Below are 22,867 nucleotides of genomic sequence, written 5' to 3'. Positions count from 1 at the left end.
TTCAGGTAAAAAACAGAATAATCTTGACGATTGCGGCAACTGCCACTAGAATTGCCAACCTGTTGTGATTAATTATACCAGAGGACTATTTAATAATGCCTACCGTTCGTGTGAAAGAAGGCGAAAACCCTGAATACGCACTGCGACGCTTCAAGCGTTCCTGTGAAAAAGCCGGTGTTTTGACTGAATTACGCCGTCGCGAGTTTTATGAAAAGCCCACTGCGGAGCGTAAACGCAAGCAAGCAGCCGCTATCAAACGTCATTTGAAAAAACTGGCGCGTGACACATCATCCCGTCGTAACCTGAAACGTCGACGCAAATAATGACTATAAAAGACCGCATCAGTCACGATCTCAAAGAAGCCATGCGTGCCCGGGATAAAAAGAAGCTGGAGACGCTCAGGCTGATTACTGCTGCCGTCAAACAAGTCGAAGTCGATGAGCGTATTACTGTTGATGATGCACGTATGCTGGTCATTCTTGACAAGCTGGCCAAGCAACGCAAGGAATCCATCACCCAATTCAGTGCCGCCGAACGACAGGATCTGGTGGAACAGGAACAGTTTGAACTGGATATTATCAGTCTTTATCTGCCGGAGCCTCTTTCCGAAGCGGACATTGAAAATATGGTCTCTGCCGCTATTCTGGAACATGGCGCCGAAAAAATAAGCGATATGGGTAAAGTTATGGCGCACTTGAAACCTCAGTTGCAAGGACGGGCAGACATGAGCAAGGTCAGCGCGTTAATCAAGGCCAGATTGAGCTAGTATCACACATGACTGGTTTAATACCTCAGTCATTTATCAACGAGCTCCTGAGCCACACTGACCTCGTCGAATTAATTGACAGCTACCTTCCTTTAAAAAAACAGGGTAACAGCTACGTTGCCTGCTGCCCTTTTCACAATGAAAAAACCCCTTCCTTCAACGTAGTGGCAAAAAAACAGTTCTATCATTGTTTCGGTTGCGGCGCGAGCGGTAACTCCATCAGTTTTGTTATGAATTACCTGAGCCAGAACTTCATAGAGGCGGTTGAAACACTTGCTGCAAGAGCGGGTTTGCAGGTGCCGCGTGATGGCCATAGCGAAAAAAATCAACAATCATTAACCCTTTATCAACTTATGGACAACGTTTGCCGGTTTTATCAGCAGACCTTGAAATCCGATCACGAACAGGCGGTACCATACCTGCGGCAGCGTGGGTTAACCGGCGAGGTAGCTAAAAAATTTCAACTGGGCTTTGCGCCTCCCGGCTGGCATACTCTGGAAAACCGGTTCAGAGCCAACCACGCTGACTTGGTAACGACCGGCATGCTGGTTCGCAAAGACGATGGCCAAACCTATGATCGCTATCGCCAACGAATCATGTTTCCCATTCATGACCGTCATGGACGAATTATAGGTTTTGGCGGACGCGCTATTGATTCGTCGCAAAAACCGAAATATCTCAACTCCCCTGAAACCATCATTTTTCAGAAAAATCGGGAGTTGTATGGTTTGCATCAGGTTTTGCAAGCCAATCCCAACCCACAGGCCATTCTTGTTGTGGAAGGCTACATGGATGTCATTGCCCTGGCACAACACGGTTTTTCCAATGTAGTCGCAACCCTCGGGACCGCCACAAGCACTTACCATATTCAATTGCTCGGCAAACACACGCAGCGTTTGATTTTCTGTTTTGACGGCGATTTGGCCGGACGCCAGGCTGCCTGGCGCGCCCTTGAAAATACCCTTCCCCAGCTTAACTCAGGTCTTGACGCCAATTTTATTTTTCTTCCCGAAGGTTATGATCCGGACAGTCTGGTGCGTGAAGAAGGCACGGAGCAGTTTCAGACCCGTTTGCAGCAGGCCATTCCTTTAACCCAGTTCTTTTTTGATACTCTGGGCAAAGACATCGATACACGCCGTAGTGCCGGAAAAACCCAGTTAATTCACAGCGCCAAACCTTATATGCAAAACATCCCGGAAGGTCCCGGCAAACAAATACTGATTGATGAGTTATCACGGATGACCCTGATAGAAAGCCATCGCCTCTCCCGCATGCTGGCTGATAAAACCGAACCAGACGCCGACAATCGTCAAAAAACCATTAGCCGCTCGCCCATCCGGTTGGCCATCGCGCTGTTAATTCAACACCCGGACATTTACCGCAACTGTGAATTGCAAAACAAAAATATCACACTTGACGGGGACGGACAGGAAGTACTCCGACAATTGCTTCACCAGGTGCGCAGTCAACCTGACATCAATACCGCAACCCTCGTTGAATTATGGCGAAACACGGAGCTGTTCGAATCACTCAACAAGCTGGCGGGCTGGGATCATCAGGTTCCTGAAAAAGACCTTGCCGGGGAATTTATCGACATCCTTGAATTCCTCCAAAAGCAGAATCTGGAAAATAAAATTAACCAATACATTGCAAAATCAAGAAAACAAGGCTTAACTATTTCTGAAAGGATGTTATTACGAGACATGCTTAAACAAAGGATGATAAAAATTAAGCCATGATTTACTAGCATGTTTATTTTAGCGGGTTTATAATCAAAGCCTTTTTTTGGATTTTTAATCAATAAGTTTATAAGTACCTATGAGCACAAATGATCAAGAACAGCAGCTCTCGCAAATCACTAAAGTCATCAGATTAGGTAAAGAGCAAAATTATCTAACCTATGCCCAGATTAATGATTTGCTGCCCAACATTGTCGATACCGAACATTTTGATGACATCATCAGTATGCTGGAAAGCATGAACATCAAGGTATTCGAGTTACCTCCCAGTGAAGACGAACTGGCGTTGCTCGGTAATACCGAAGAGGCACCTGAGGACGTTGAGGAAGCGGCCGCCGTTCTTGCTTCCGTCGATAAGGAAACGGGACGCACTACCGATCCGGTTCGCATGTACATGCGCGAGATGGGCACGGTTGAGTTGCTGACCCGGGAAGGTGAAATACGCATCGCCAAGCGTATTGAGGAAGGTATTTATCAGGTACTGAAATCCCTGGCTCATTATCCTGAGACCGTGCAGCTTGTTCTGGAAGATTACCAACGGGTGCAGGACGAGGAAATGCGGCTTAGCGAAATCATCAGCGGATTTTCCGACTCCGATGATGATGAAGCGCCGGCAGCTAACATCGGTTCCATGCTGGACGAATCACAGCAAGAGCAAATACTGGAACGCGAAGAGATTGAATCGACGGACGAGGAAGGTGACGGTGATGGAGGCGGCCTGACTGAAACCGACGACGGTCCGAATCCGGAACAGGCAAAAGCTTATTTTGATGAGCTACAGACTACCTATGACAGTGCCATGGATGCCCTGCGCAACAAAGGTCGCACGGATAAGGTAACCGTCGAACTTATGGAAATCATGTCCGAGTCGTTTTTGAAACTGAAACTGACGTCAAGACAGGTGGACAAACTGACCCGTCATTTCAGGCAATTACGTAACCACATTCGTGAATTTGAACGCGGCATTATGCGTCTTTGTATCGAGAAAGCCCGTATCCCCCGTAAACTGTTTATTGACACCTTCCCCGGCCAGGAAACCGATCAAACGTGGCTGGATACGCTGACCGGCAAACAGGCTAAAAAGCTTGATTTGGAACGTATTGCCGAATACCGTGATGAAATTATACGGCTGCAAACACGACTGGCCGCTTTCGAGGAAGAATACGGATTGACCATCAGTGAAATCAAGGACATCAATAAAAAAATGTCTATTGGTGAAGCGAAAGCCCGCCGTGCTAAAAAGGAAATGGTGGAAGCCAACCTGCGTCTGGTTATATCCATTGCCAAAAAATACACGAATCGCGGCCTGCAATTCCTGGATTTGATTCAGGAGGGCAATATCGGCTTGATGAAAGCGGTCGATAAATTCGAATACCGCCGTGGTTACAAATTCTCAACCTACGCAACCTGGTGGATTCGACAAGCCATCACCCGTTCCATTGCGGATCAGGCAAGAACCATTCGTATTCCTGTCCATATGATTGAAACCATCAACAAACTAAACCGTATTTCCCGTCAGATTCTTCAGGAAACAGGCCGTGAAGCCACTCCTGAGGAACTGGCTGAAAAAATGGATCTGAGTGAAGATAAAATTCGCAAGGTTCTGAAAATTGCGAAAGAACCCATTTCCATGGAAACACCGGTCGGTGATGACGACGATTCGCATCTGGGTGATTTTATTGAGGATAACAATATTGAATCCCCTGTTGATCGGGCAACGGCAGAAGGTCTGCGTGAGGCCACCCTCGAAATTCTGGAAACATTGACGCCTCGTGAAGCGAAAGTACTTCGCATGCGTTTCGGTATCGAGATGAATACCGACCATACCCTGGAAGAAGTAGGCAAACAGTTTGACGTCACACGCGAACGCATACGCCAGATTGAAGCCAAGGCATTACGCAAACTTCGTCATCCGTCACGTTCCGAGAAATTACGCAGTTTCCTGGAAGGCGATGAAAGTTAATCGAAAATAGGCTGCTGTTGACCATGATATGGCCTTTTGGATGGTCAACAGCACGCAAAAACATGGATGTTTCATTCGTAATAATCAAACGCATGACCTCTGATCCGCAACATACTTCAAAATGGACATGGCGTTTTTGGCTTGAAAAATAGAGAATCTGATATGAAGCCTTTGCAAATCGTTACCCTGATCCTGTTGACCCCATGGTTATGGCACGGTGCTTACGCCTCATCCTCAAAAACCGATGAGTATTATATGCAAATGGCCATAGACATGGCGAAACAAAACCCGCAAGCACCGTTTGGTGCGGTTATTGTTGATAATGTCACCGGGAAAATACTCGCCACAGGAGTCAATGCCAGTCAAATAAACCCGACATTCCATGGCGAGATAGTAGCCATTAATAACTGTGCCAAGGCACATCCGGACGTGGATTGGTCAAAAGTCACGTTATACACGACCGCCGAACCCTGTGCCATGTGTCAAAGCGCCGTAGTCTGGGCCAATATTCCCAAAGTGGTCTATGCCACATCCATGGACTATCTGGTCTCTCACGGCTGGGATCAGATTGCTATTAAATCTTCGGAAATCAATAAAAAAGCGCCGTTTTATCAAGGAAGTATTGTCGCCGGAATACTGGCAGACAAAACCAATCCGTTATTTGATAAAAAAAATCGGGCAACGCGTCACTGATTTTATCCCATACATACCATCCTTCGCCGCATCCGGGTAACGTCTTATAGTCCGGAATGGCGTATGGTCTGTAAAAACAGGGCTATAATGTAACTGATAACACGCTCTAATAATAAAAATGGGCATATGAAAAGCTTTTTAAGGATGACAAAGTGACACTTTCGGCTTTTAAAGAATACATAGCAACCGGATATCCGCAAGATAAAAACAGCATCACTTTCGGATGTGCCATTTATGAACAAAAACCGGTTACCAACAGTTGGATTAACATTCCACTCAAATCTCTCAACAGGCACGGCTTGATTTGTGGCGCAACCGGTACGGGAAAAACCAAAACCATCCAAATGTTTGCCGAATTGTTATCTGAGAACGATATTCCAAGTTTACTCATGGACATCAAGGGAGATTTGAGTGGCATGGCGTTTGCCGGCACCTGCAATGAAGCCATCAAAAAACGTCAGGATGTCATCGGACTACCTTTTGAACCCCGCCCTTTTCCGGTGGAACTGCTGAAACTCAGTGACGATCAGGGTGTACAACTCAGAGCCACCGTTTCTGAATTTGGTCCGACGTTACTGGCCAAAATTCTCGAATTAAATGAGACCCAGGAAAGTATTATCAGCGTAGTATTCAAATATTGCGATGATCATCAACTGCCGTTGCTGGATATCAAGGATCTGAAAAAAATTTTAAGTTACCTCTCTGATGAGGAAAACAAGGATTTTGAAGAAAATTACGGTTACTTGTCCCCCACTTCCATCAACTCAATAGTAAGAAAAGTGATTGCTCTGGAACAGGAGGGTGCTGATCAGTTTTTTGGTGAGCCTTCCTTTGACGTTGCCGATCTGCTAACTCGCGCAAATGAAAAGGACGGCAAAATCTCCATTCTGGAATTAAGTCAGATCCAGGATAAATCGCGTTTATTTTCTTCTTTCATGCTGTGCCTGCTGGCTGAAATTTACCATACCTTCCCGGAGGTCGGGGATTTGGAAAAACCCAAACTGGTTATTTTTATCGACGAAGCCCACATGCTTTTTAAAAACTCCAGCAAAGCTCTGATTGGCCAATTAGAACAAATTATTAGATTAATACGCTCAAAAGGCGTCGGCATCTTTTTTTGTACACAGAACCCGACTGACATTTCAGACGCCGTATTAAGCCAGCTGGGGATGAAAATACAACACGCGCTACGAGCGTTCACCGCCAAGGATCGCAAGGAATTGCGGCTGGTAGCGCATAATTATCCGGATAGCCCCTACTATGACAATGAAACATTATTGACCAGCCTTGGCATTGGTGAAATTGCCATCAGTGTCTTGAGCAACAAAGGCTACCCAACACCATTGGCCGCCGTATTGTTGCGCGCTCCCCGTTCGAGAATGGGGCCTTTGACCATTGATGAAAAAAAGCAACTCGTCAGTCAATCTCTGTTAACCACGAAATACAATACCCGACTGGATAGAAAAAGCGCCTATGAAATTTTAAACGAAAACCTCGCAAAAGCGGCTGCCCGATCCCAACAATCCACCGACCAAACGACCTCGGAAACAGCGCCTGAAAAAAACAGGCAGGAACCCTCCACCTTCGACAAATTATCTAAAAATACCATGGTCAGACAAATGGGCCGCACGATAGTCAGGGAAATTACGCGCGGATTGCTTGGTATTCTGGGCATTAAACGCAAACGGCGCTAGGCTCTGTGAACAAATTTTTTCCGATCGAAAACAAAGCAACTATTGTTGCGCAACAAATAATAATGTCTTGTAGCCCGTCATGAAGGCGAAGCCGTAATGCGGGAAAACGTTCATAAGGGGCACATCAAACCCGCAATACGGCCGCAGGCCTCCTTACGGGCTACTGTTTTTTCGCAAAAAATGGTGCGAAGAAAATTTTGGTTCACAGAGCCTGGCAAACGGGAAGCGGCCGTATCGCGGGTTTCATGTTCCAATATTGTCCCGGGGAAACAGGTGAATACCCGGCGAACGTTATCCCGCATTACGGCTTCGCCTTCATGAAGGGCTACAAAAAACTGTTAGGCGACGTCCCTGAAGTTTATTTACCGGATGAGGCAATGTAGTAGGTATTCATGATGTCATGTTCCAGATAGTGCTTTTCAATCTGGCTGAAACCGGCGTCGGTTAACATCTCCAGAGCCAGTTCCTCTCCCCAGGCCGTTCCAAGACCTGCCCCATTTTGAGACAGGGATACGGTCATACAGTGCATACAGGAGATGGTATAAATAAAAGCCGCCAAGGGATGATCGAAGTTTCCGGCCACGTCACTGGATGTTTTTATGTCCTGCATCAGGAAAATCCCTCCGGGCTTCAACGCCTTAAATACGTTATCGAGCACCTGTTCGGGTTTGGCCTGGTCGTGAATCACATCAAAGCTGGTAATGAGATCGTATTTTTGATATTCATCCCATACCGACAAATCTTTTTTCTCAAAACGGATATTGTGTAAATCATTTGCCTTCGCCGCGTATCGGGCCTGGGCAATGGTTTCATCACACAAATCATAACCGGTAAACCGGCTTTCAGGAAACGTTCTAGCCATTAACATCAACGCCCTTCCATATCCACAACCGATGTCGAGCACCTGAATTCCCTGAGCCAGTTTTTCAACCAACCCATGAGCCAGAGGTAAAATGTTATCGATCAAAGACGATAGAATCGTTTGGCCGCTCTCTTCCGCCATCACCTCGTGAAAGCGGGGATAAGCTTCATAGGGTACACCGCCGCCGTGTTTAAAGGCATTGACGATACCATCTTCCACATAAGCCAGAACCGGAATAAACTGAGCGATAACTGCCATATTCTGGGGAGAAGATTTTCTTGTCAGCACAGAAGCGTGTTCCGGAGGTAATTGATACGTTTTGTCCCGCGCATTGAAATCTACAATACCTCCGACAGCCAAGGCGTTCAACCATTCCCGAACATAACGCTCGTTCAAACCGGCATGCCGCGCTATCGCTTCACTGCTGGAATAGTCCAGCGTGTCCATAATATCAAACAGTCCGGTTCGGTGACCCACGGATATCATCAAAGTCAACGCGGCATCATTCATGACAGATAATAATCGTTCAGCAAACGCGTCGGCCCTGGCCTGATCCAGACGTTTTGTTTTCATAATATTCTCCTGAAAAATATCCTGTATCCTACTTGTTATAGGCTATCACCCTGTCTTTGCCTGCCCTTTTCGCCGCGTAGAGGGCATGATCAGCCGCTTTTATTATATCGTCAATAGTGGCACCGTGCCGGGGTGCTTCCGACACGCCTATTGAAACGGTAATCGGGGACACGCAGGTACTTTTATAAAAAATCGGGGTGTTTTTTAACGTTTCACGAAATTCCTGCATTTTGTTCATGGCATGGTTTAATGTTGTATTCAGCAGTACAACAACAAACTCCTCGCCGCCAAAACGAAAGGAAATATCACTGTCGCGAAAACTTTTCCTTAATAACTGTCCTATCACCTTAAGCGCCTCATCACCGGCCAAATGACTATAGGTGTCATTAAATTTCTTGAAATTATCAATATCCAGCATCGCGACGCATAAGGTACTTTTTTCCCGTGCAATCCGAATCAGTTCTCGTGATAAAATATCATTCAGATAACGACGGTTATACAAATTGGTTAAGGGATCGTGTAAGGAAAGCTCGCTTAACGACGTGCGTAAATTAATATTGGCCAAGGCAAGCTTGACGATGTTTCCAAACGAAATAGACACATCCTGCTGATGTTGTGTCAGCTTCTCCCCCTTTGGCGCCAGCAAATGGATGACACCGATTAACGCGTTTTGCACCATAAGCGGCAATCCGATATAACCACCCTGTGGCGATGCAATATAATGATTACACGGTACCGTTTTTTTGGGATCATCAACAATATTCGTCGTCGCTTCACGAATCGCGAAGCAATCTACAGGAAAAAACCTTTTTTCCATCAATTGATCGTTACCCCACTGGATAACGGTTTCCAACTGGTTAAGCGACTCATTATAAACCGCAAGACCCCCGCTTAGATCGGGGAATAAATCCCGAGCTATTAAATCGATGCGCGGATAAGCTTCTTCCGGTGTAATGCACACCTGCAGAGAACGATTTAACTTGTTTAATAAACTCTCGTCATGTTCCAGTAACCGTAATTCATTTAGAGTAGCTATCGTTTTTTCATTGAGTTGCCGCATTTTTTCTTCATTCTGGACACGCTCGCTAACATCCTTCATTTGCGTAATAAAATTAAGCGGCTTCCCCTCTTCGTCTCGAATCAGTGACACACTGACCATTGCCCAGATAACACCACCATCCTTATGAATATACCGTTTTTCCAGATGGGAAATACGTAGCTCTCCCAGAAGCAGTTTCTTCATACTGTCCTTGGTCATGGCTATGTCATCGGGATGGGTAATGTCCAGTACGTTTTTGTGGTTTAACTCATCCGCACTGTAACCCAGCATCTCCAGCATCGTACGATTGGCATGCACACAATTTCCTTCCGGTGAAACAATAGCCATGCCTATGGGCGCGTATTCCAGGGTATTGCGAAAATTTTCTTCACTTCGCTTTAAATTTGCCAAAAGAGAAGTGCTATACAAATCCAGATAGATGGATTTTAATAACAACTGATGCGCTTCTGCCGTACTGAAGACCACGATAGCGAAATAAAGAACGGCGGCGCTAAAAAGCACAAATGATAAAGACGGGGTAACGGACAGGGATAAAACAAGCATGCTCAGCCAAATCGGCACTATAAAACCAAGATACGACCAATGAAATGTCAGCAACTTGGGCGCAGGAGCGCCCAGCAAGCCGGTAAGAAATACAAAAACGATAGCGCGATGCAGCGGGTCGTCTACATAGACAAACAACAACCCCCCCAAAGCCCACAAAATACCGGACTGGATATTACTTATTATGAAATAGTTTTTCCAGAAAGCCGGATGGCGCAAACCACCCGCACACTTCGCTTCCCTGAAATAATATAATAAAAATACACCTCTTACTATGTGATTTAAAACAACCATCAATACCAGCCATAGTATTAAAAGGCGGTGGTTATGAATCGGATTCCAGAGAAGTAACGCAAACAAGACTGCGGCAATAAAATCACCGAAAACCAGGACATAATATTTTTTATACGACTCGATAATGAGCTTATGTTCCAGTTCAAGTCTTGAAACACCCGGAAAGTCCATGAACAATTCATCCTTATGAATGTCTGATTTAACCGGAGTCTGTTGACCATTACCCTATAACCTTAACAGGTCACCACATACCAGTTCACTTACACTATTAAATATAGTACAAAGCCACACGGCTGAAAAAAGACAGAATGGTCATTATGCGGCGCGGCGAGAGGAACTATATCGGCTTTCCAGCCAGGGTCTGCGCACTTGTATTATCCCAAAAACCAGTACGTGCTGGGTTGCCCATTTGGCAACCCAGTTGAAAATTAAAGACATGGTGAAAATCAGCCTGTCAAAACGAAACGGATGGTGTACTATTTTTTGCCGTGCAAAACAAATGGTCGGCAAACCTTGAGATAACAACGAATGACAGCAATCAACAAGGGCACAACCCCGACGACGATAAAAATCACATCGCCGGGCGTGCGCAACCATTCAATAAGTCTTGCGGATTTCTGCCCGGTATAATCAAGACTGCGGGCATGCCAGTAACCGTTGTTTAAAACATCCAGTAATTGCATAACGCCACCGGGGAATAAACTGGCCGCCAACATTAAAAAAAGACCTGCATTCAGACCTATAAAAGAAACCTTGACGTATGTTTCCAGTTTTTCCCATTGGGAATCGCTGGAAACATGGCGCATTGTAAAAACAAGCAAGGCCATGGCTAACATGCCAAAAACACCCATCATGGCAGCATGGCCATGATTGGGGGTGAGCATGGTGCCGATTTCAAAATAACTGACAATGGGCAAATTGATCAGAAAACCCAGAATTCCCGCGCCTACGAAATTCCAGAAACCCACGGCCATGATAAAATAAAACGTCCATTTATGCGGCACATGAACACGTTCCCCGGATGGCAGGCGCTCCATTTCGGTAACCCGGACAAAATCCCAGGCATCCAGTGTCAGCAGCGTTAATGGAATCACTTCCATGGCCGAAAAAATAGCGCTTAAAGCCATATTGGCCTCGCTATGACCATTAAAGTACCAGTGATGGCCGGTTCCCACCAGTCCGCCGCCAAAATATAATATGGCGTCCAGATAAACGACCCTGATAGCGGTGGCGCGAGTCACGACACCAAGCCCCATCAGTATCAAGGCAACCAGTACCGTGACGAAAAATTCAAAAAAACCTTCCACCCATAAATGAATAATCCAGAATCGCCAGGTATCCACTATGGAAAAATGGGTCGAGCCATCAAAAAACATGGCCGGGAGATAAAACAATGGAATGGCAAGGGCGGCACAAAGAAACAGACGGGAAATCTCCGACAGGTCGGGATCCTTGAGTACCGGTGCGACATTGCGCACCAGCAAATACAGCCAGAATATCAATCCCGCTGCAAGACCTATCTGCCATACGCGGCCAAGCTCAAGATATTCCCAGCCTTGCTGGCCAAACCAGAACCAGGTTCTGGTTAACCACTGAAAGGTACCGGCCCACTCGCCAAGCAAACTACCGACAACGACGATAAACAACGCGGCAAACAGCAGATGAATAAACAACGTTTGATGTTTTGCTTCGCGTCCGCCCAATTCCCGCGATAATAGCAAAGCTCCTGCGACATAAGAGGTGGCTATCCAGAAAATAGCCAGTTGCAGATGCCAGGTACGTACGACATTACTTGGCAGCAGACCGGAGATATCAAACCCATAAAACCCGCCCGGCTCGGCACGGTAGTGCGCGGTCAGCCCCCCTACCAGGGTTTGTGCCAGAAAAAGAAACATAACGATAACGAAAAATTTTATAGTGGCTCTCTGGCTGGAAGTCGGCTGGCCGATCTTGAATCGGGGAAGAATTTTATGTTTGCTTCGCTTCCAGCCCAGATAATCAAATTTACCAAACGCAAGCAACACCAACGCGGTGCCGCCAAGCAAGGCGATCAGACTCATGGCGCTCCAGAATGTGGCAGCACCGCTGGGGAAATTACCCGCTTCGGGATCATAGGGAAAATTATTGGTATAGGTTCTTGACTCCCCGGGTCTGTTAGTGACGGAAGCCCAGGCTGTCCAGGCAAAAAACGCGACCAAATCGTTTAATTCACTACCCTTAACGATAAAGTTCGCCGGCAAACCGCCATTTCTATCGGCTTTTGTAAAATAACGCGCCCACCAGTCAATCTGCTGGTAATAGGATGCCGTTTCCCCTTCGGTATACGCCAATGTACCGGTTTCGGGATCAAAACGATTTTTTTTAAGCGCGCTTTGAGTAAGAGACCGTACCATGGTTTGCTCTTCCTCACCGAGCTTGTCGAAAGCGTTTTGATACCGCCTTGCGGCAATGGTGTCATCCATGGCCTGTGTCAGATTATGCAGGTATTGTGCTGAGAAATCCGGGCCAAGATAGGCGCCATGCCCCCAGATGCTGCCATTATTCATTAAGCCGTATTTCAGAAAGACGGATTGGCCGGCCAGGATATTGGCTTTAGTAAAAAGCACCTCACCCTGCGGAGTGACCACTTTTTCAGGAATGGGAGGCGCGTCCCGGTAGACTTTAGCCGTAAGCAGGATAAGGACAGTAAATCCAATGGCCATGACTATCAATACAGCCCTTCGCCACCACGGCGATATGTCTTCATTATTCTCGTTTGATTCCATTATGGTTCGCATACCAATTCCTTTTTCATTTATCCCTGCCCCTGGATCCCCATCCATCATAATGGTATCCGACTTCGTTATCACCCGCCAATCATTTCAAAAATACAATGGCCTTCCAATTTCATCCCGGAATAGTACTAAAATTAATTAGAACCCGTTGCTATTTTATAACAGGAAATGAAGTACAAGAGTCTGTGTCTCAAACTGAAATCCAATGGACAATAGATAAGATGAACAGAGTGAGGACAACAACAATACTACTGATTGCGAAATACATAACAATAATAATGTCGCTTGCCGTAATTGCCCTGGGACTGAGTGTTCTCATCGGATGGTATTGGCGTATCCCGTTTCTTATTCAATACCATCCTGACATGATTGCCATGGTATATAACACCGCTTTATCGTTCATTCTGGTTGGAACAGGTATATATTCCTTAATATATCGACAACCGCTTGTTGCCCGAATCATTAGTGCGGTAGTGTTTTTCGGTGCGACCATAATTTTACTGCAATATTTTCTGGGTATAAATTCCGGCATCGATGAACTATTTTTTAACCATTACAATAAAACCGCGAATACATTTCCAGGCCGCATGGCTCCCAACACAGCCGTTTGCTTTATGCTCACCGCCACCGCTTTGTTTTTTTTAGGATACCGGCGATTTCATAAGTATACTGTGGTCGTTGGCGGCATCATTGGTGTATTAACATTAAGCTTGTCCATTCTATTTATCAGCGGATATATGAGTAGCTTGCACCAAGGTTACCTGTGGGGTAGCGAGACACCAATGGCCGCCAATACGGCGATTGGATTTCTCCTGCTCGGTATCAGCATAATTACATTGACAGCCTATCAGGCCAAACAAAACGATCTCGGAATCAGTAAAAGCCTGCCTTTCCTTATCGCGTTTTGTATTTTTATTACAGTCATTCTTCTGGCTCTGGAAATAAAAGAAGGACAAGAGCAATATGGTCGTGTTTCAACGCTGCCGGAAACCGTCATTATATTAGGATTACTATTCGCACTCTTGTTTGGTCTGGTTCTTCGTTTCGCACTAACCGCCTCATCAGCCGCGGTAGCAGCCAGAAAATCGTGGTCCTTGTTACGCTCGACTATGGATTCGACCGAAGACGGGATCATGGTCACCGACACGCAAGGAAAACTTGCTGATTTTAATAAAAAATTTCTGGAAATGTGGCGCTTGGAAGGGCAGGAAATCAGAGAAATGAGTTACGCGAACATAACCCATGTCATCGCAAATCAATTGTCGGACAAGGAAAAATATCTACTAAAAATCGATACCATTTTCAAACATCCTGAGGAAATTTTTACTCATGAATTACGTCTTGCAAACGGCTGCGTGTTTGAATTATCATCCAGACCGCAATGGCTGGATGATAAAATTATCGGCCGGGTCTGGTGTTTTCATGATACGACATTGCAAAAACGATTACAGGATGAGCTGGCCAGACAAGCAACCCATGACTCGCTGACAGAACTTCCAAACAGAGCGTTGCTTCTTGATTTAATAAACTATTCGATACAACAGGCATCACGAGCACACAACAAAGTTGTGGCTCTCATTTTGCTGGATCTGGATCGCTTCTCCAAAATCAATGATCTTTTCGGGCGCAGCAAAGGCGATGAGCTTTTAAAGCTGGTGGGTAAACGACTCGCTGATTTTCTACCTGATGGAAACACATTAGGACGTATTGGTGGTGATGAGTTTCTTATGATTGCCGGCAATCTTCACCGAATAGAAGATGCGGCAGCCATGAGTAACCAACTCATAATGGCCTTGCAGGAGCCATTCCGGTTTTATGATAACGAAATCAACGTGACGTGCAGCATCGGTATTTCTTTATATCCCAAAGACGGTAAAGACGTTGATACCTTGCTTAGCAACGCTGATATTGCCTTGTCCAGGGTAAAAAAGGAAGGTCGCGACGGTTTTCAATTCTATACTACGGAAATGAACAGATATACCCAGGAGTATTTGCAGATTGAACAGGAGCTTCGTGGCGCGCTGGAAAAAGAAGAACTACTGCTTTACTATCAACCTGTCTTTGATTTCACAAAAGACTCGCCCGTTGGCGCGGAAGCATTGATTCGCTGGAACAATCCAAAGCGCGGCTTGATTTATCCTGTAGATTTTATACCACTGGCCGAAGAAATAGGCCTCATCCGGAAGATAGGAACCTGGGTTATTAAGGAAGCGTGTCGACAAATTCGACAATGGCAAGACAATGGACTGATCGATTTTAAACTGGCCATCAATATATCCGCCATGCAGTTTAAATTCGGAACACTTGGTCACGACCTGAAAAGGTCCTTGCAAAAAAACAAGTTACTGCCGGGAGCCCTGGAAATAGAACTCACCGAAAGTATTTTAATAGAACATTCGGACGATGTTGTTCATGCGCTGGATGAAATCAAAAAGATGGGTGTGACTATAACCATCGATGATTTCGGCACCGGGTATTCTTCGTTGAGTTATATTAAACGCTTTCATATAGACAAATTAAAAATTGACAAAAGCTTTATCGCCGATCTTCCGGCAAACCGTGAAGACGGTATACTGGTTAAAACCATCATTGGTATGGCTAAAAGCCTGGGCATTCAAGTCCTTGCCGAAGGCGTTGAAACCAGAGAACAGATGACATTGTTAAAAAACATGGGCTGCGATCTGGTACAGGGGTATTATTTCGCCAAACCATTACCTGCTTCCGAATTCATAACGTTTTTCAACAGACCGCAGGCTTCATGAACCTGGCAGGCATAACCCAATAATCCTTTATATAATGGCCATCAATTTATTCGTATTGAGCATCATAAGATATGCGTCAAACACATGCTCTATCCTATCTACCTTCGCACCAATAACGAAGGATTTTTCAGAAAGAAGAATCGGATTTTTTACGGTTTAACAGCAGTTTAAAGGCGCAATCGGTCGAATCTTCCGGTAAACGCAAAAAATGTGAAAAAACAATTTTGCTGGTATTCACCTTCCTGCCCGACAATTGTTTGATATCTTGAGAAGTGAGCGGTTGAACACCCAGTGACGCCAGATAAGCGGTCAGACGGCGTTCATTTTTCCTGAATAACCCGGTGTTATGTATTGGTCCGGCAATCAGAGCCAGGGCAGGCAGACCCTGTTGCATACGATAGTCGCATAACGCGTTCAAAAACGCGTTGGCCGCGGCATAAGCACCCTGGCCCAGATTGCCAAAAACACCGGTAATCGATGAAATACAGATAAATTCCTTAAGGGCATAGTCTCGTGTTGCCTGATGAAGATAAAGGGCTCCCATAGCTTTACCTGACAGGATATGATACAAATTTTGCCTGTCAGTGCGACGCCAGGGCTTATCGTCGGACACCCCTGCCGCATGGGTAATGCTAACAAGCGGCGGCAGTTGTTCTTTAATAACCGATATCAATTTTTTTACATCATCACCACTACTGACATCACTGGAGTAATAATAGATTTTTGCCCCGTTTTGCAAGTGCGCCTGAATAGACAAAGACCACAGAGGAGGTTCTTTTTTTCGCCCTGTGGCGGCAATGTTTTTTACACCGGAGTCCAGAAGGTTTTCAATAATTATTTGCCCGAGATCGCCGGAAGCTCCGGTTACCAGATAGGTATGTTGCGGATATACCAAACGCGCGCCATCTACGACACCCGGCTCAGCCGGATATATTGTTTGCGTGTACAAAATACCGGATTCAACACGAAACACCCAGTTTGGTGATTCCTGGGAGGCGTAAACGGATTTGATCAGGCGAACTCCGCGCTCATTTAATAAATCGCCTTCCATATAGTTTACAACCCATTGAGGACGTTCAAACTTGATGGATTTCAGTATGCCCAATAACGCAACACCGGTAAGGAAGCTTTGCAGATTCAAAAAGACAAAAGGCATCACAGACGTACGCGTCATGGCGGATTGTGTGACACGCCGCAAAAAATCTGCCTCTTCCAGTAGTTCGTTCCCGTCAGCCTGACAAAGGTAGATGACAACAGCCGTTTCCTGTTCAGTAATGGCCTTGTCGTCAATAGTTACTGCTTCAATAAAACGGATATTACTGTCGTTAAAATGCCGTTTACACCATGCCTTGCGCTCGGAAGATAGTGTTCTCGCCGCAATCAGGACAGGTATGTCGACAATATCCTTCGTGTCAGGCTGCCAATCGGAGCGTTGCCAGCGAAGAGCATACAAGTATGTTTTCCAGGCGTCTGTAGGCTCAAAAGAATCAAACTCTGCTATAGCCATGCCTTATCCTCCCTGGACCCAGTGTGCTTATCTCATCCCAAATATTCCGGCACATACCTACCTTGTTGCCGATTTGGCAGCCCAACCTGCAAAAAAACAAAGTATACACCGTTTGCAGACATGGAATAAAATGTCAACAAGCCCTGACCATGCGCCAGGCCCTATACATCGAACTTTACGAAAGATTCTTCCGCAACTTTTTCCGATGGCAGCTGGATGGAACGCTGTTCTTCCGTCAGGAAAGTATGGTCAAAGAAACCATACCGCCCGGTTATCAATTTGTTACCCATGGAAATAAGGGCCGGAAGTGCGCCAATCACGGATAAAAGAAGCAGGGCATTGGAGAAAAAGGGACTCCAGCTCTCGTGACTCTCGATGTGCGGCTCGTATTTTTTTATTAGCGCGTCTGAATCTTCCTTGAAATTACCCATAATTCCATGAAGTTCTTTGGTCGATCCACCCTTCCAGTCTTTATTTACCCGGTCTTTATAATTAGCAACCAAGATGTCCAGGTCGTCATGAAATTCTTTGAAGATCTTATTATCCGAATCAGGAACAGATTTCAATTTATCCCATATGCCCTTTTTACACCGGGCAACACCATAGGAGAAAATGGCATACTCGGATTGAACCATAATTGCTTCCCCGCACCCCGGTTCCTGATAATAATTTGAATATTGCTGCTCTGGAGCCGGATATTGCGGTCGTAGGCTGCCCGTAAACACATTGTAATCTTCATGTAATTCTTCAAACGTCTTCCAGCCGTTAAATTCTCTATCAGACATCGCTTTGCTTCCTAAAAAAAACCATATGAGACAATAATTTTACATTATTATTAATTAAAATACAGTTAATTATTGTTGCTGAATGGTTTATTTATTACAAAGAAATCGTAAACAGGAATAAATAATGGGTAAAAATATCTTGATAAACCGATTCATTACCCTTGGGTTCCTTTAATAAAAGCCCAGGCTCTGTGAACAAAAATTTTCACAGAGCCTAGAGAACAGGGGTGTCACTGTGTTTTTGCTCCTCTTTTTCCTTCAGTTCATCACCCGTTGGGCCGGGATTATGTATCTGATCAAATTTCTCACTTAGTTCGTCACCTTCCGGATCATTTTTGACTTGCTCGGAAATCTCATCACCCTCCGGATCCGAGGTAATATGAATCGTATCGTTCATCCGGGTCAGATTCACCGCTTTTCCATCTTTTTGTACCTTGACACTCATATACGAACTCTACTCAGGGAAATAATTTATAGTATAGACAATGGCATTTGCTGCATAAATTAAGGGCTTATTGACCTTGTTTTACAAAAATAGCAAACCATGGATGAAATGTTAAAATACAAATCAAATGAAATTAAAAATAACCAATTCTATTTAAATAGTACGCATTTTGCTTGATAATACCGGCCTGACATGGATAGTTAAGCGCCTTAAGACCTGTTTAACCAAGCCGGGGCATGACCGAAGGATCAACGCGATAACCCTGATCAACCGGAGCATTATTTATGAAAAAAACAACCATAATCAGCATGTTGTCAGTGCTGCTTTCAGGCATCGTTATAAACTCATTTGCGGCAACCAACGTTCAATTACGCAACCCAACTAACTACTGCGGCTTATTGACTGTAGACTATATCGGCCCACATTCCGGAAGCTATTCCAGCACCTTTTTATCGGCCTCCAGTTATCCGATTTTTTCAATGGGCGCGACAGAAGACAGCACCATCACCAAGGTAGTATTACAAGGAGGGCCAGGTTGCGGCGGTACGGAATTTACCGGTACTATCACCTGCTCTTTAAACAACACCAAGCCTTTAAAAAATAACATTGCCGTTAATCTGGCAATTAACTCCGTCAACAGCCTTTATTGTGTGTTAAATGATGCCTAGTACAGCGTTTCATTGATTCCGCCCTGTTGCAACGGAACAGAAGAGGTAGCAACTGTCTTGAATTAAAAATTCAGGGCAGTTGCTACATGACCTGGCCCGCTGTCGCGGCAATAACAAACAACGTACACACAGGACGAGCCACCGCTCTTTTGTAACAACATGTAGCCCGCCATGAAGGCGAAGCCGTAATGCGGGATAACGTCCACACAGGCCCTCATTGATGTAAAATGATTTTACCCCTGCTTTCACTGCTTTCAAGTAAATCATGAGCCTTGACAATGTTAGCGACATTGATTTTGCCAAGCGATTCGTTCATGGTTGAACAAATGACCCCTTTATCAATCAGATCAGCCAATTCATTCAATATCTCATGCTGTCTAATCATATCGGGTGTTTGGTACATGGAACGGGTAAACATAAATTCCATATGTACGGAAATACTTTTTTTCTTAAAAGCGAGTAAATCAAAATGCCGGGGCTCATCAATGAAAACCAGATCCCCCTGCGGCTCGATGATCTCTGCAAACTGGCTGACATATTGATCGGTATGAGTCAGACTGATAATAATATCAATGCCGTTAATACCCTGTTCTTGTAATTGTTCTGCCAGATCGTGTTTGTGGTTAATGCTCCGATCACTTCCTAACCGGTTTAACCATTCCCTGGACTGCGCCCTGCCGTATGTGGTGATGATTTGGCAACGGGTTTTATGTTTCAGCAGCTGAACAAGTATCGAGCCGACGCCGCCGGCAGCGCCTGTGATTAACACGTTCTGCCGGGATTCTTCGTGCAACTTGAGCCTGTCAAAAAGAATTTCCCAGGCGGTCAGGCTGGTCAGAGGCATAGCCGCCGCCTGTGTGAAATCAAGAGATTGCGGATGTTTTCCCGCTATGCGTTCATCAACCAGCTGGTACTCGGCATAGCTGCCATCGCGGGTTATATCACCGGCGTAATACACGAAATCACCTGGCTTAAATAAACGGACTTTCTCTCCCGCGGCTTTGACGACCCCGGCCGCATCAAATCCCAGCGTTTCAACCATAGGCTTCCCCTCTGCAATCATGTTTTTGACCTTGTAGTCAACGGGATTTACAGAGATAGCCTTAATTTCAACCAGTAAATCATGGCCACTCGGATCAGGCATTTTTTTTTCAATAGTTTCAAAACCATAGTGATTGTCGGGTTGGCGTCTGTATACGATAGCCTGCATAATAACTTCCTTTTTGAAGATGAAAAGGAATTATTCCATAATTTGATATTCAAAATATACATGGCAGGGTCAGGTTCCGTTGATATTTGATGCCATGGCATGAAATATCAACAAGTCCTGATTATTATTGTGACATTCTGTGGTAAACATTAATACCGTGGTTGACTACATCAGCCAGGTTCGCTGCACCTGGAATAGAGGAGTTACCGGAAAAAAAGGCCAGCCCTGCCTGTATTCCCCGCGCGATGTTAGCCGCTGCTCCCAAATTATTAAATGAATCAGGGGCAATCGCTTCAAAGGCATGAATAGCTATATCAGGAAGGTATTCCGCTGCCGCCGCTTCCGGGTTACTCCAATATTGAAACATCACAAGACTGGCAACAAGAGCATTATAACCACGATATGCCGTACCCCAGTTTAAAAGGTTATATATGGTTGGCCGCACTTAATTTCTCCTTTATTCATTGAATCAAGACCATCATTTTTGTAAAAATTCTGGTAAAAAATAACCAATTTTTCCGCACGGAATTGTACTGTTGTCATCCTTGTATATCAATATGCAATCAAATTAAAAATAAAAAGAGCAAATTTATGGTAGCATTCTGCTTTAGCAAGGGTTGTCCCATACAACAATAGAACGAGTACTACATGTTTATGTATAATAAAACTTTTTAAAGGGTTAATTTGAAAATCTGGATTGATGGGGACGCCTGCCCCAATAAAATTAAAGATATCCTGTTTAAAGCAGCCATTCGAACACGAGTTACGGTTACTGTTGTTGCGAATCATTTTGCGAGAATCCCCCACTCGCCTTTTATAAAACGTATCGTGGTTGACTCGGGATTTGATGTCGCTGATACAAAAATTCTTAATCAAATTGAAAAGGGGGATCTGGTTATCACCGCGGATATCCCTTTCGCGAATGAAGTCGTCATGAAAAAGGCAATCGCATTAAGCCCAAGAGGAAAAATTTACACTGAAAATAATATCAAACAAGCATTAGCCGTGAGAGATTTTCATACCTCTTTGAGAGATAGTGGCGTGCAACAAAGTGGCGAATCTAAAATCAGCCCGTTAGACATCCGGCAATTTGCCAATCAACTCGATCGCCTGTTATGCCAGCAGTGATATTGATTCGTAGGTAGCAATTCAAATATTTCCTCCGAAATAAACAGTTAATGGTAGATGCCATTGACATATCCTTTTTGAATCCGGAAAGCTTCTTTCTACTTGTTGCAGACAAGAACACCAGCTTGTTTTATACGATGCCAACACCTAAAATCAATGCTAGTGTTAAGGTATTATGAAATATATAAAAAGGATTTATAGGTTTCGTGAACAAAATTTTACCGGGCGAAAACAAGGCAACCAGTACTGTTTCTTGTAGCCCGTCATGAAGGCGAAGCCGAAATGCGGGATAACGTTCACTTAGGCACCCACCTGTTCTCCTGGCTCCATATTGGAACATGAAACCCGCAATACGGCCGCAGGACTCCTTACGGGCTACCGGTCTTTTGCAAAAAGATGGGTAAAAAACATGTTGTTCACGGAACCTGGGAGCGTTGAATTAATGTTAAGGATTAAACCATGTCAAATTTTCATAATATTTTGTTTGTCAGCCATGGATTAGGTGACGACGATGAAGGTTTACAGCAGGCGCTTCAACTGGCAAACGCCAATCAAGCCTCATTATCCATTTTAATAGTTTGCCCCCCGTTTCCAGACAGCCTTGGTGACTACAAAACCTCTTATGAGCAATCCATCATCGAGCGAATGGAAAAAGCGATTACAACTGCAAAATCGGCTTTAAACATCCGGCGAAAGAAGCTCCCTATTCATCTTGAGCTTGAGTGTGGCTTTGCACCGGATGTCCGTATTATTCGATATGTATTAAGACATGCTCATGACTTACTGATTAAACAGGCTCAAGCCAGCCCCAATCAAAAGGGGTTTAAAGCGGTTGATATGGAATTATTACGCAAATGCCCTTGCCCGATATTTATGGTTCGTCCTGCCAAGCATAAGAATCATGAAGCCCGAATAGCCGTTGCCATTGACCCAAAGGATGAGGAACCTGCCAGCAGGGAGCTTTCCCTGGCCCTTCTTAAATACGCATCTTCCCTGACCCGTCACTATTCAGGACAACTCGATATTATTTCATGCTGGAGTTTTCGCCTGGAAGAATATCTTCGTGACAGTATCTGGATTAAAGTTCCTGAAGAGGAATTAAACCAGATGGTGCTTGACGAAAAAACCGGGCATGACAGGGCATTGCGAACCATTATTGAGGACTCCAATATTAGTGGCGACTATCAGGTTTATTTACCAAAAGGTCTTCCTGAAGAAACCATCCCTTCTTTTGTTGAAAACCATGGCATTGATATTCTGGTCATGGGTACTGTGGCACGTACAGGAATTGCAAGTTTTATCATTGGCAACAGCGCTGAAAATATCCTGCAAAAAATCAACTGTTCCTTGCTGGCGTTAAAACCCCAGGGCTTTGTGTCCCCGGTAAAAGCCTATTAAGCG

At 44.9% G+C, this 22,867-nt stretch carries 18 protein-coding genes; 10 read left to right on the top strand and 8 right to left on the bottom strand.

The window, feature by feature from the left end; all coding sequences use genetic code 11:
- Positions 1 to 95 precede the first annotated feature (95 nt).
- The 6 genes from rpsU (at position 96) to CKW05_RS03245 (ending at position 6,855) form a co-directional block, all read left to right on the top strand.
- Positions 96 to 323, top strand: a complete 228-nt coding sequence (gene rpsU / locus CKW05_RS03270; protein WP_058482287.1) for a 30S ribosomal protein S21 — start codon at positions 96 to 98, stop codon at positions 321 to 323.
- Positions 323 to 766 (top strand): GatB/YqeY domain-containing protein, encoded by a 444-nt coding sequence (locus CKW05_RS03265; protein WP_058482288.1) that lies wholly within the window; start codon positions 323 to 325, stop codon positions 764 to 766. The genes rpsU and CKW05_RS03265 overlap by 1 nt, the downstream gene beginning before the upstream one ends.
- Positions 767 to 774: 8 nt before the next feature.
- On the top strand, positions 775 to 2,505 hold the full coding sequence (dnaG, locus tag CKW05_RS03260) for a DNA primase (RefSeq protein WP_058482289.1): 1,731 nt from the start codon (positions 775 to 777) through the stop codon (positions 2,503 to 2,505).
- A gap of 79 nt (positions 2,506 to 2,584) precedes the next feature.
- Complete coding sequence (gene rpoD, locus CKW05_RS03255; RefSeq protein ID WP_058482290.1) at positions 2,585 to 4,468, top strand: RNA polymerase sigma factor RpoD; 1,884 nt, start codon at positions 2,585 to 2,587, stop codon at positions 4,466 to 4,468.
- Between the two features lie 162 nt (positions 4,469 to 4,630).
- The gene (locus CKW05_RS03250) at positions 4,631 to 5,161 is read left to right on the top strand and encodes a nucleoside deaminase (RefSeq protein WP_082642705.1); all 531 of its coding nucleotides are present in this window, start codon (positions 4,631 to 4,633) and stop codon (positions 5,159 to 5,161) included.
- Positions 5,162 to 5,313: 152 nt separating this feature from the next.
- A complete protein-coding gene (locus tag CKW05_RS03245) occupies positions 5,314 to 6,855 on the top strand; it encodes a helicase HerA-like domain-containing protein (RefSeq protein ID WP_058482291.1) in 1,542 nt (513 codons plus the stop codon).
- Positions 6,856 to 7,213: 358 nt separating this feature from the next.
- On the opposite strand, the gene CKW05_RS03235 is transcribed toward CKW05_RS03245, so the two are convergent.
- From CKW05_RS03235 to CKW05_RS03225, 3 genes are all read right to left on the bottom strand, one after another.
- The gene (locus CKW05_RS03235; RefSeq protein WP_058484335.1) at positions 7,214 to 8,290 is read right to left on the bottom strand and encodes a class I SAM-dependent methyltransferase; all 1,077 of its coding nucleotides are present in this window, start codon (positions 8,288 to 8,290) and stop codon (positions 7,214 to 7,216) included.
- A 28-nt stretch (positions 8,291 to 8,318) separates the two neighbouring features.
- On the bottom strand, positions 8,319 to 10,358 hold the full coding sequence (locus CKW05_RS03230; RefSeq protein ID WP_058484336.1) for a GGDEF domain-containing protein: 2,040 nt from the start codon (positions 10,356 to 10,358) through the stop codon (positions 8,319 to 8,321).
- A gap of 305 nt (positions 10,359 to 10,663) precedes the next feature.
- Complete coding sequence (locus CKW05_RS03225) at positions 10,664 to 12,964, bottom strand: nitric-oxide reductase large subunit (protein WP_058484499.1); 2,301 nt, start codon at positions 12,962 to 12,964, stop codon at positions 10,664 to 10,666.
- 218 nt (positions 12,965 to 13,182) lie between these two features.
- On the opposite strand from CKW05_RS03225, the gene CKW05_RS03220 reads away from it, so the two are divergent.
- Entirely contained in the window at positions 13,183 to 15,723 is a 2,541-nt protein-coding gene (locus CKW05_RS03220) for a putative bifunctional diguanylate cyclase/phosphodiesterase (RefSeq protein WP_065238425.1), read from the top strand.
- Between the two features lie 127 nt (positions 15,724 to 15,850).
- Here the strand turns inward: CKW05_RS03220 and CKW05_RS03215 are convergent, their stop codons facing one another.
- The 3 genes from CKW05_RS03215 to CKW05_RS03205 all read right to left on the bottom strand — a co-directional run bounded on the left by CKW05_RS03215 (position 15,851) and on the right by CKW05_RS03205 (position 18,460).
- Entirely contained in the window at positions 15,851 to 17,230 is a 1,380-nt protein-coding gene (locus CKW05_RS03215; protein WP_058484338.1) for an SDR family NAD(P)-dependent oxidoreductase, read from the bottom strand.
- 161 nt (positions 17,231 to 17,391) lie between these two features.
- Positions 17,392 to 18,015, bottom strand: a complete 624-nt coding sequence (locus CKW05_RS03210; protein WP_058484339.1) for a hypothetical protein — start codon at positions 18,013 to 18,015, stop codon at positions 17,392 to 17,394.
- A 214-nt stretch (positions 18,016 to 18,229) separates the two neighbouring features.
- Positions 18,230 to 18,460 carry a hypothetical protein gene (locus CKW05_RS03205; RefSeq protein WP_058484340.1) on the bottom strand — a complete coding sequence of 77 codons (231 nt, stop codon included), beginning with the start codon at positions 18,458 to 18,460 and terminating at the stop codon, positions 18,230 to 18,232.
- Between the two features lie 284 nt (positions 18,461 to 18,744).
- On the opposite strand from CKW05_RS03205, the gene CKW05_RS03200 reads away from it, so the two are divergent.
- The gene (locus CKW05_RS03200; protein ID WP_058484341.1) at positions 18,745 to 19,128 is read left to right on the top strand and encodes a hypothetical protein; all 384 of its coding nucleotides are present in this window, start codon (positions 18,745 to 18,747) and stop codon (positions 19,126 to 19,128) included.
- A 214-nt stretch (positions 19,129 to 19,342) separates the two neighbouring features.
- Here CKW05_RS03200 and CKW05_RS03195 read toward each other — a convergent pair whose 3' ends face one another.
- Together CKW05_RS03195 and CKW05_RS03190 are read right to left on the bottom strand one after the other, a co-directional pair.
- Positions 19,343 to 20,338 carry a zinc-binding alcohol dehydrogenase family protein gene (locus tag CKW05_RS03195; protein WP_058484342.1) on the bottom strand — a complete coding sequence of 332 codons (996 nt, stop codon included), beginning with the start codon at positions 20,336 to 20,338 and terminating at the stop codon, positions 19,343 to 19,345.
- 124 nt (positions 20,339 to 20,462) lie between these two features.
- On the bottom strand, positions 20,463 to 20,783 hold the full coding sequence (locus CKW05_RS03190; RefSeq protein ID WP_058484343.1) for a hypothetical protein: 321 nt from the start codon (positions 20,781 to 20,783) through the stop codon (positions 20,463 to 20,465).
- Between the two features lie 239 nt (positions 20,784 to 21,022).
- On the opposite strand from CKW05_RS03190, the gene CKW05_RS03185 reads away from it, so the two are divergent.
- On the top strand, positions 21,023 to 21,466 hold the full coding sequence (locus CKW05_RS03185) for a YaiI/YqxD family protein (protein ID WP_058484344.1): 444 nt from the start codon (positions 21,023 to 21,025) through the stop codon (positions 21,464 to 21,466).
- 459 nt (positions 21,467 to 21,925) lie between these two features.
- Entirely contained in the window at positions 21,926 to 22,864 is a 939-nt protein-coding gene (locus CKW05_RS03180; protein WP_058484345.1) for a universal stress protein, read from the top strand.
- Positions 22,865 to 22,867: the final 3 nt, after the last annotated feature.

The organism is Legionella spiritensis (assembly GCF_900186965.1).
Lineage (GTDB): Bacteria > Pseudomonadota > Gammaproteobacteria > Legionellales > Legionellaceae > Legionella_C > Legionella_C spiritensis.
The sequence above is the reverse complement of the archived record's forward strand: the minus strand, read 5'-3'. Positions and strand labels throughout refer to the sequence as shown.

Bases quoted from the DNA above. Each gene is read 5' to 3' on its own strand.
- CKW05_RS03210 (WP_058484339.1), bottom strand. From the start codon at position 18,015: ATGTCTGATAGAGAATTTAACGGCTGGAAGACGTTTGAAGAATTACAT.
- CKW05_RS03215 (WP_058484338.1), bottom strand. From the start codon at position 17,230: ATGGCTATAGCAGAGTTTGATTCTTTTGAGCCTACAGACGCCTGGAAA.
- dnaG (WP_058482289.1), top strand. From the start codon at position 775: ATGACTGGTTTAATACCTCAGTCATTTATCAACGAGCTCCTGAGCCAC.
- CKW05_RS03235 (WP_058484335.1), bottom strand. From the start codon at position 8,290: ATGAAAACAAAACGTCTGGATCAGGCCAGGGCCGACGCGTTTGCTGAA.
- CKW05_RS03195 (WP_058484342.1), bottom strand. From the start codon at position 20,338: ATGCAGGCTATCGTATACAGACGCCAACCCGACAATCACTATGGTTTT.
- CKW05_RS03220 (WP_065238425.1), top strand. From the start codon at position 13,183: ATGAACAGAGTGAGGACAACAACAATACTACTGATTGCGAAATACATA.
- CKW05_RS03250 (WP_082642705.1), top strand. From the start codon at position 4,631: ATGAAGCCTTTGCAAATCGTTACCCTGATCCTGTTGACCCCATGGTTA.
- CKW05_RS03230 (WP_058484336.1), bottom strand. From the start codon at position 10,358: ATGGACTTTCCGGGTGTTTCAAGACTTGAACTGGAACATAAGCTCATT.
- CKW05_RS03180 (WP_058484345.1), top strand. From the start codon at position 21,926: ATGTCAAATTTTCATAATATTTTGTTTGTCAGCCATGGATTAGGTGAC.
- CKW05_RS03265 (WP_058482288.1), top strand. From the start codon at position 323: ATGACTATAAAAGACCGCATCAGTCACGATCTCAAAGAAGCCATGCGT.
- rpoD (WP_058482290.1), top strand. From the start codon at position 2,585: ATGAGCACAAATGATCAAGAACAGCAGCTCTCGCAAATCACTAAAGTC.
- rpsU (WP_058482287.1), top strand. From the start codon at position 96: ATGCCTACCGTTCGTGTGAAAGAAGGCGAAAACCCTGAATACGCACTG.
- CKW05_RS03205 (WP_058484340.1), bottom strand. From the start codon at position 18,460: ATGAGTGTCAAGGTACAAAAAGATGGAAAAGCGGTGAATCTGACCCGG.
- CKW05_RS03225 (WP_058484499.1), bottom strand. From the start codon at position 12,964: ATGCGAACCATAATGGAATCAAACGAGAATAATGAAGACATATCGCCG.
- CKW05_RS03200 (WP_058484341.1), top strand. From the start codon at position 18,745: ATGAAAAAAACAACCATAATCAGCATGTTGTCAGTGCTGCTTTCAGGC.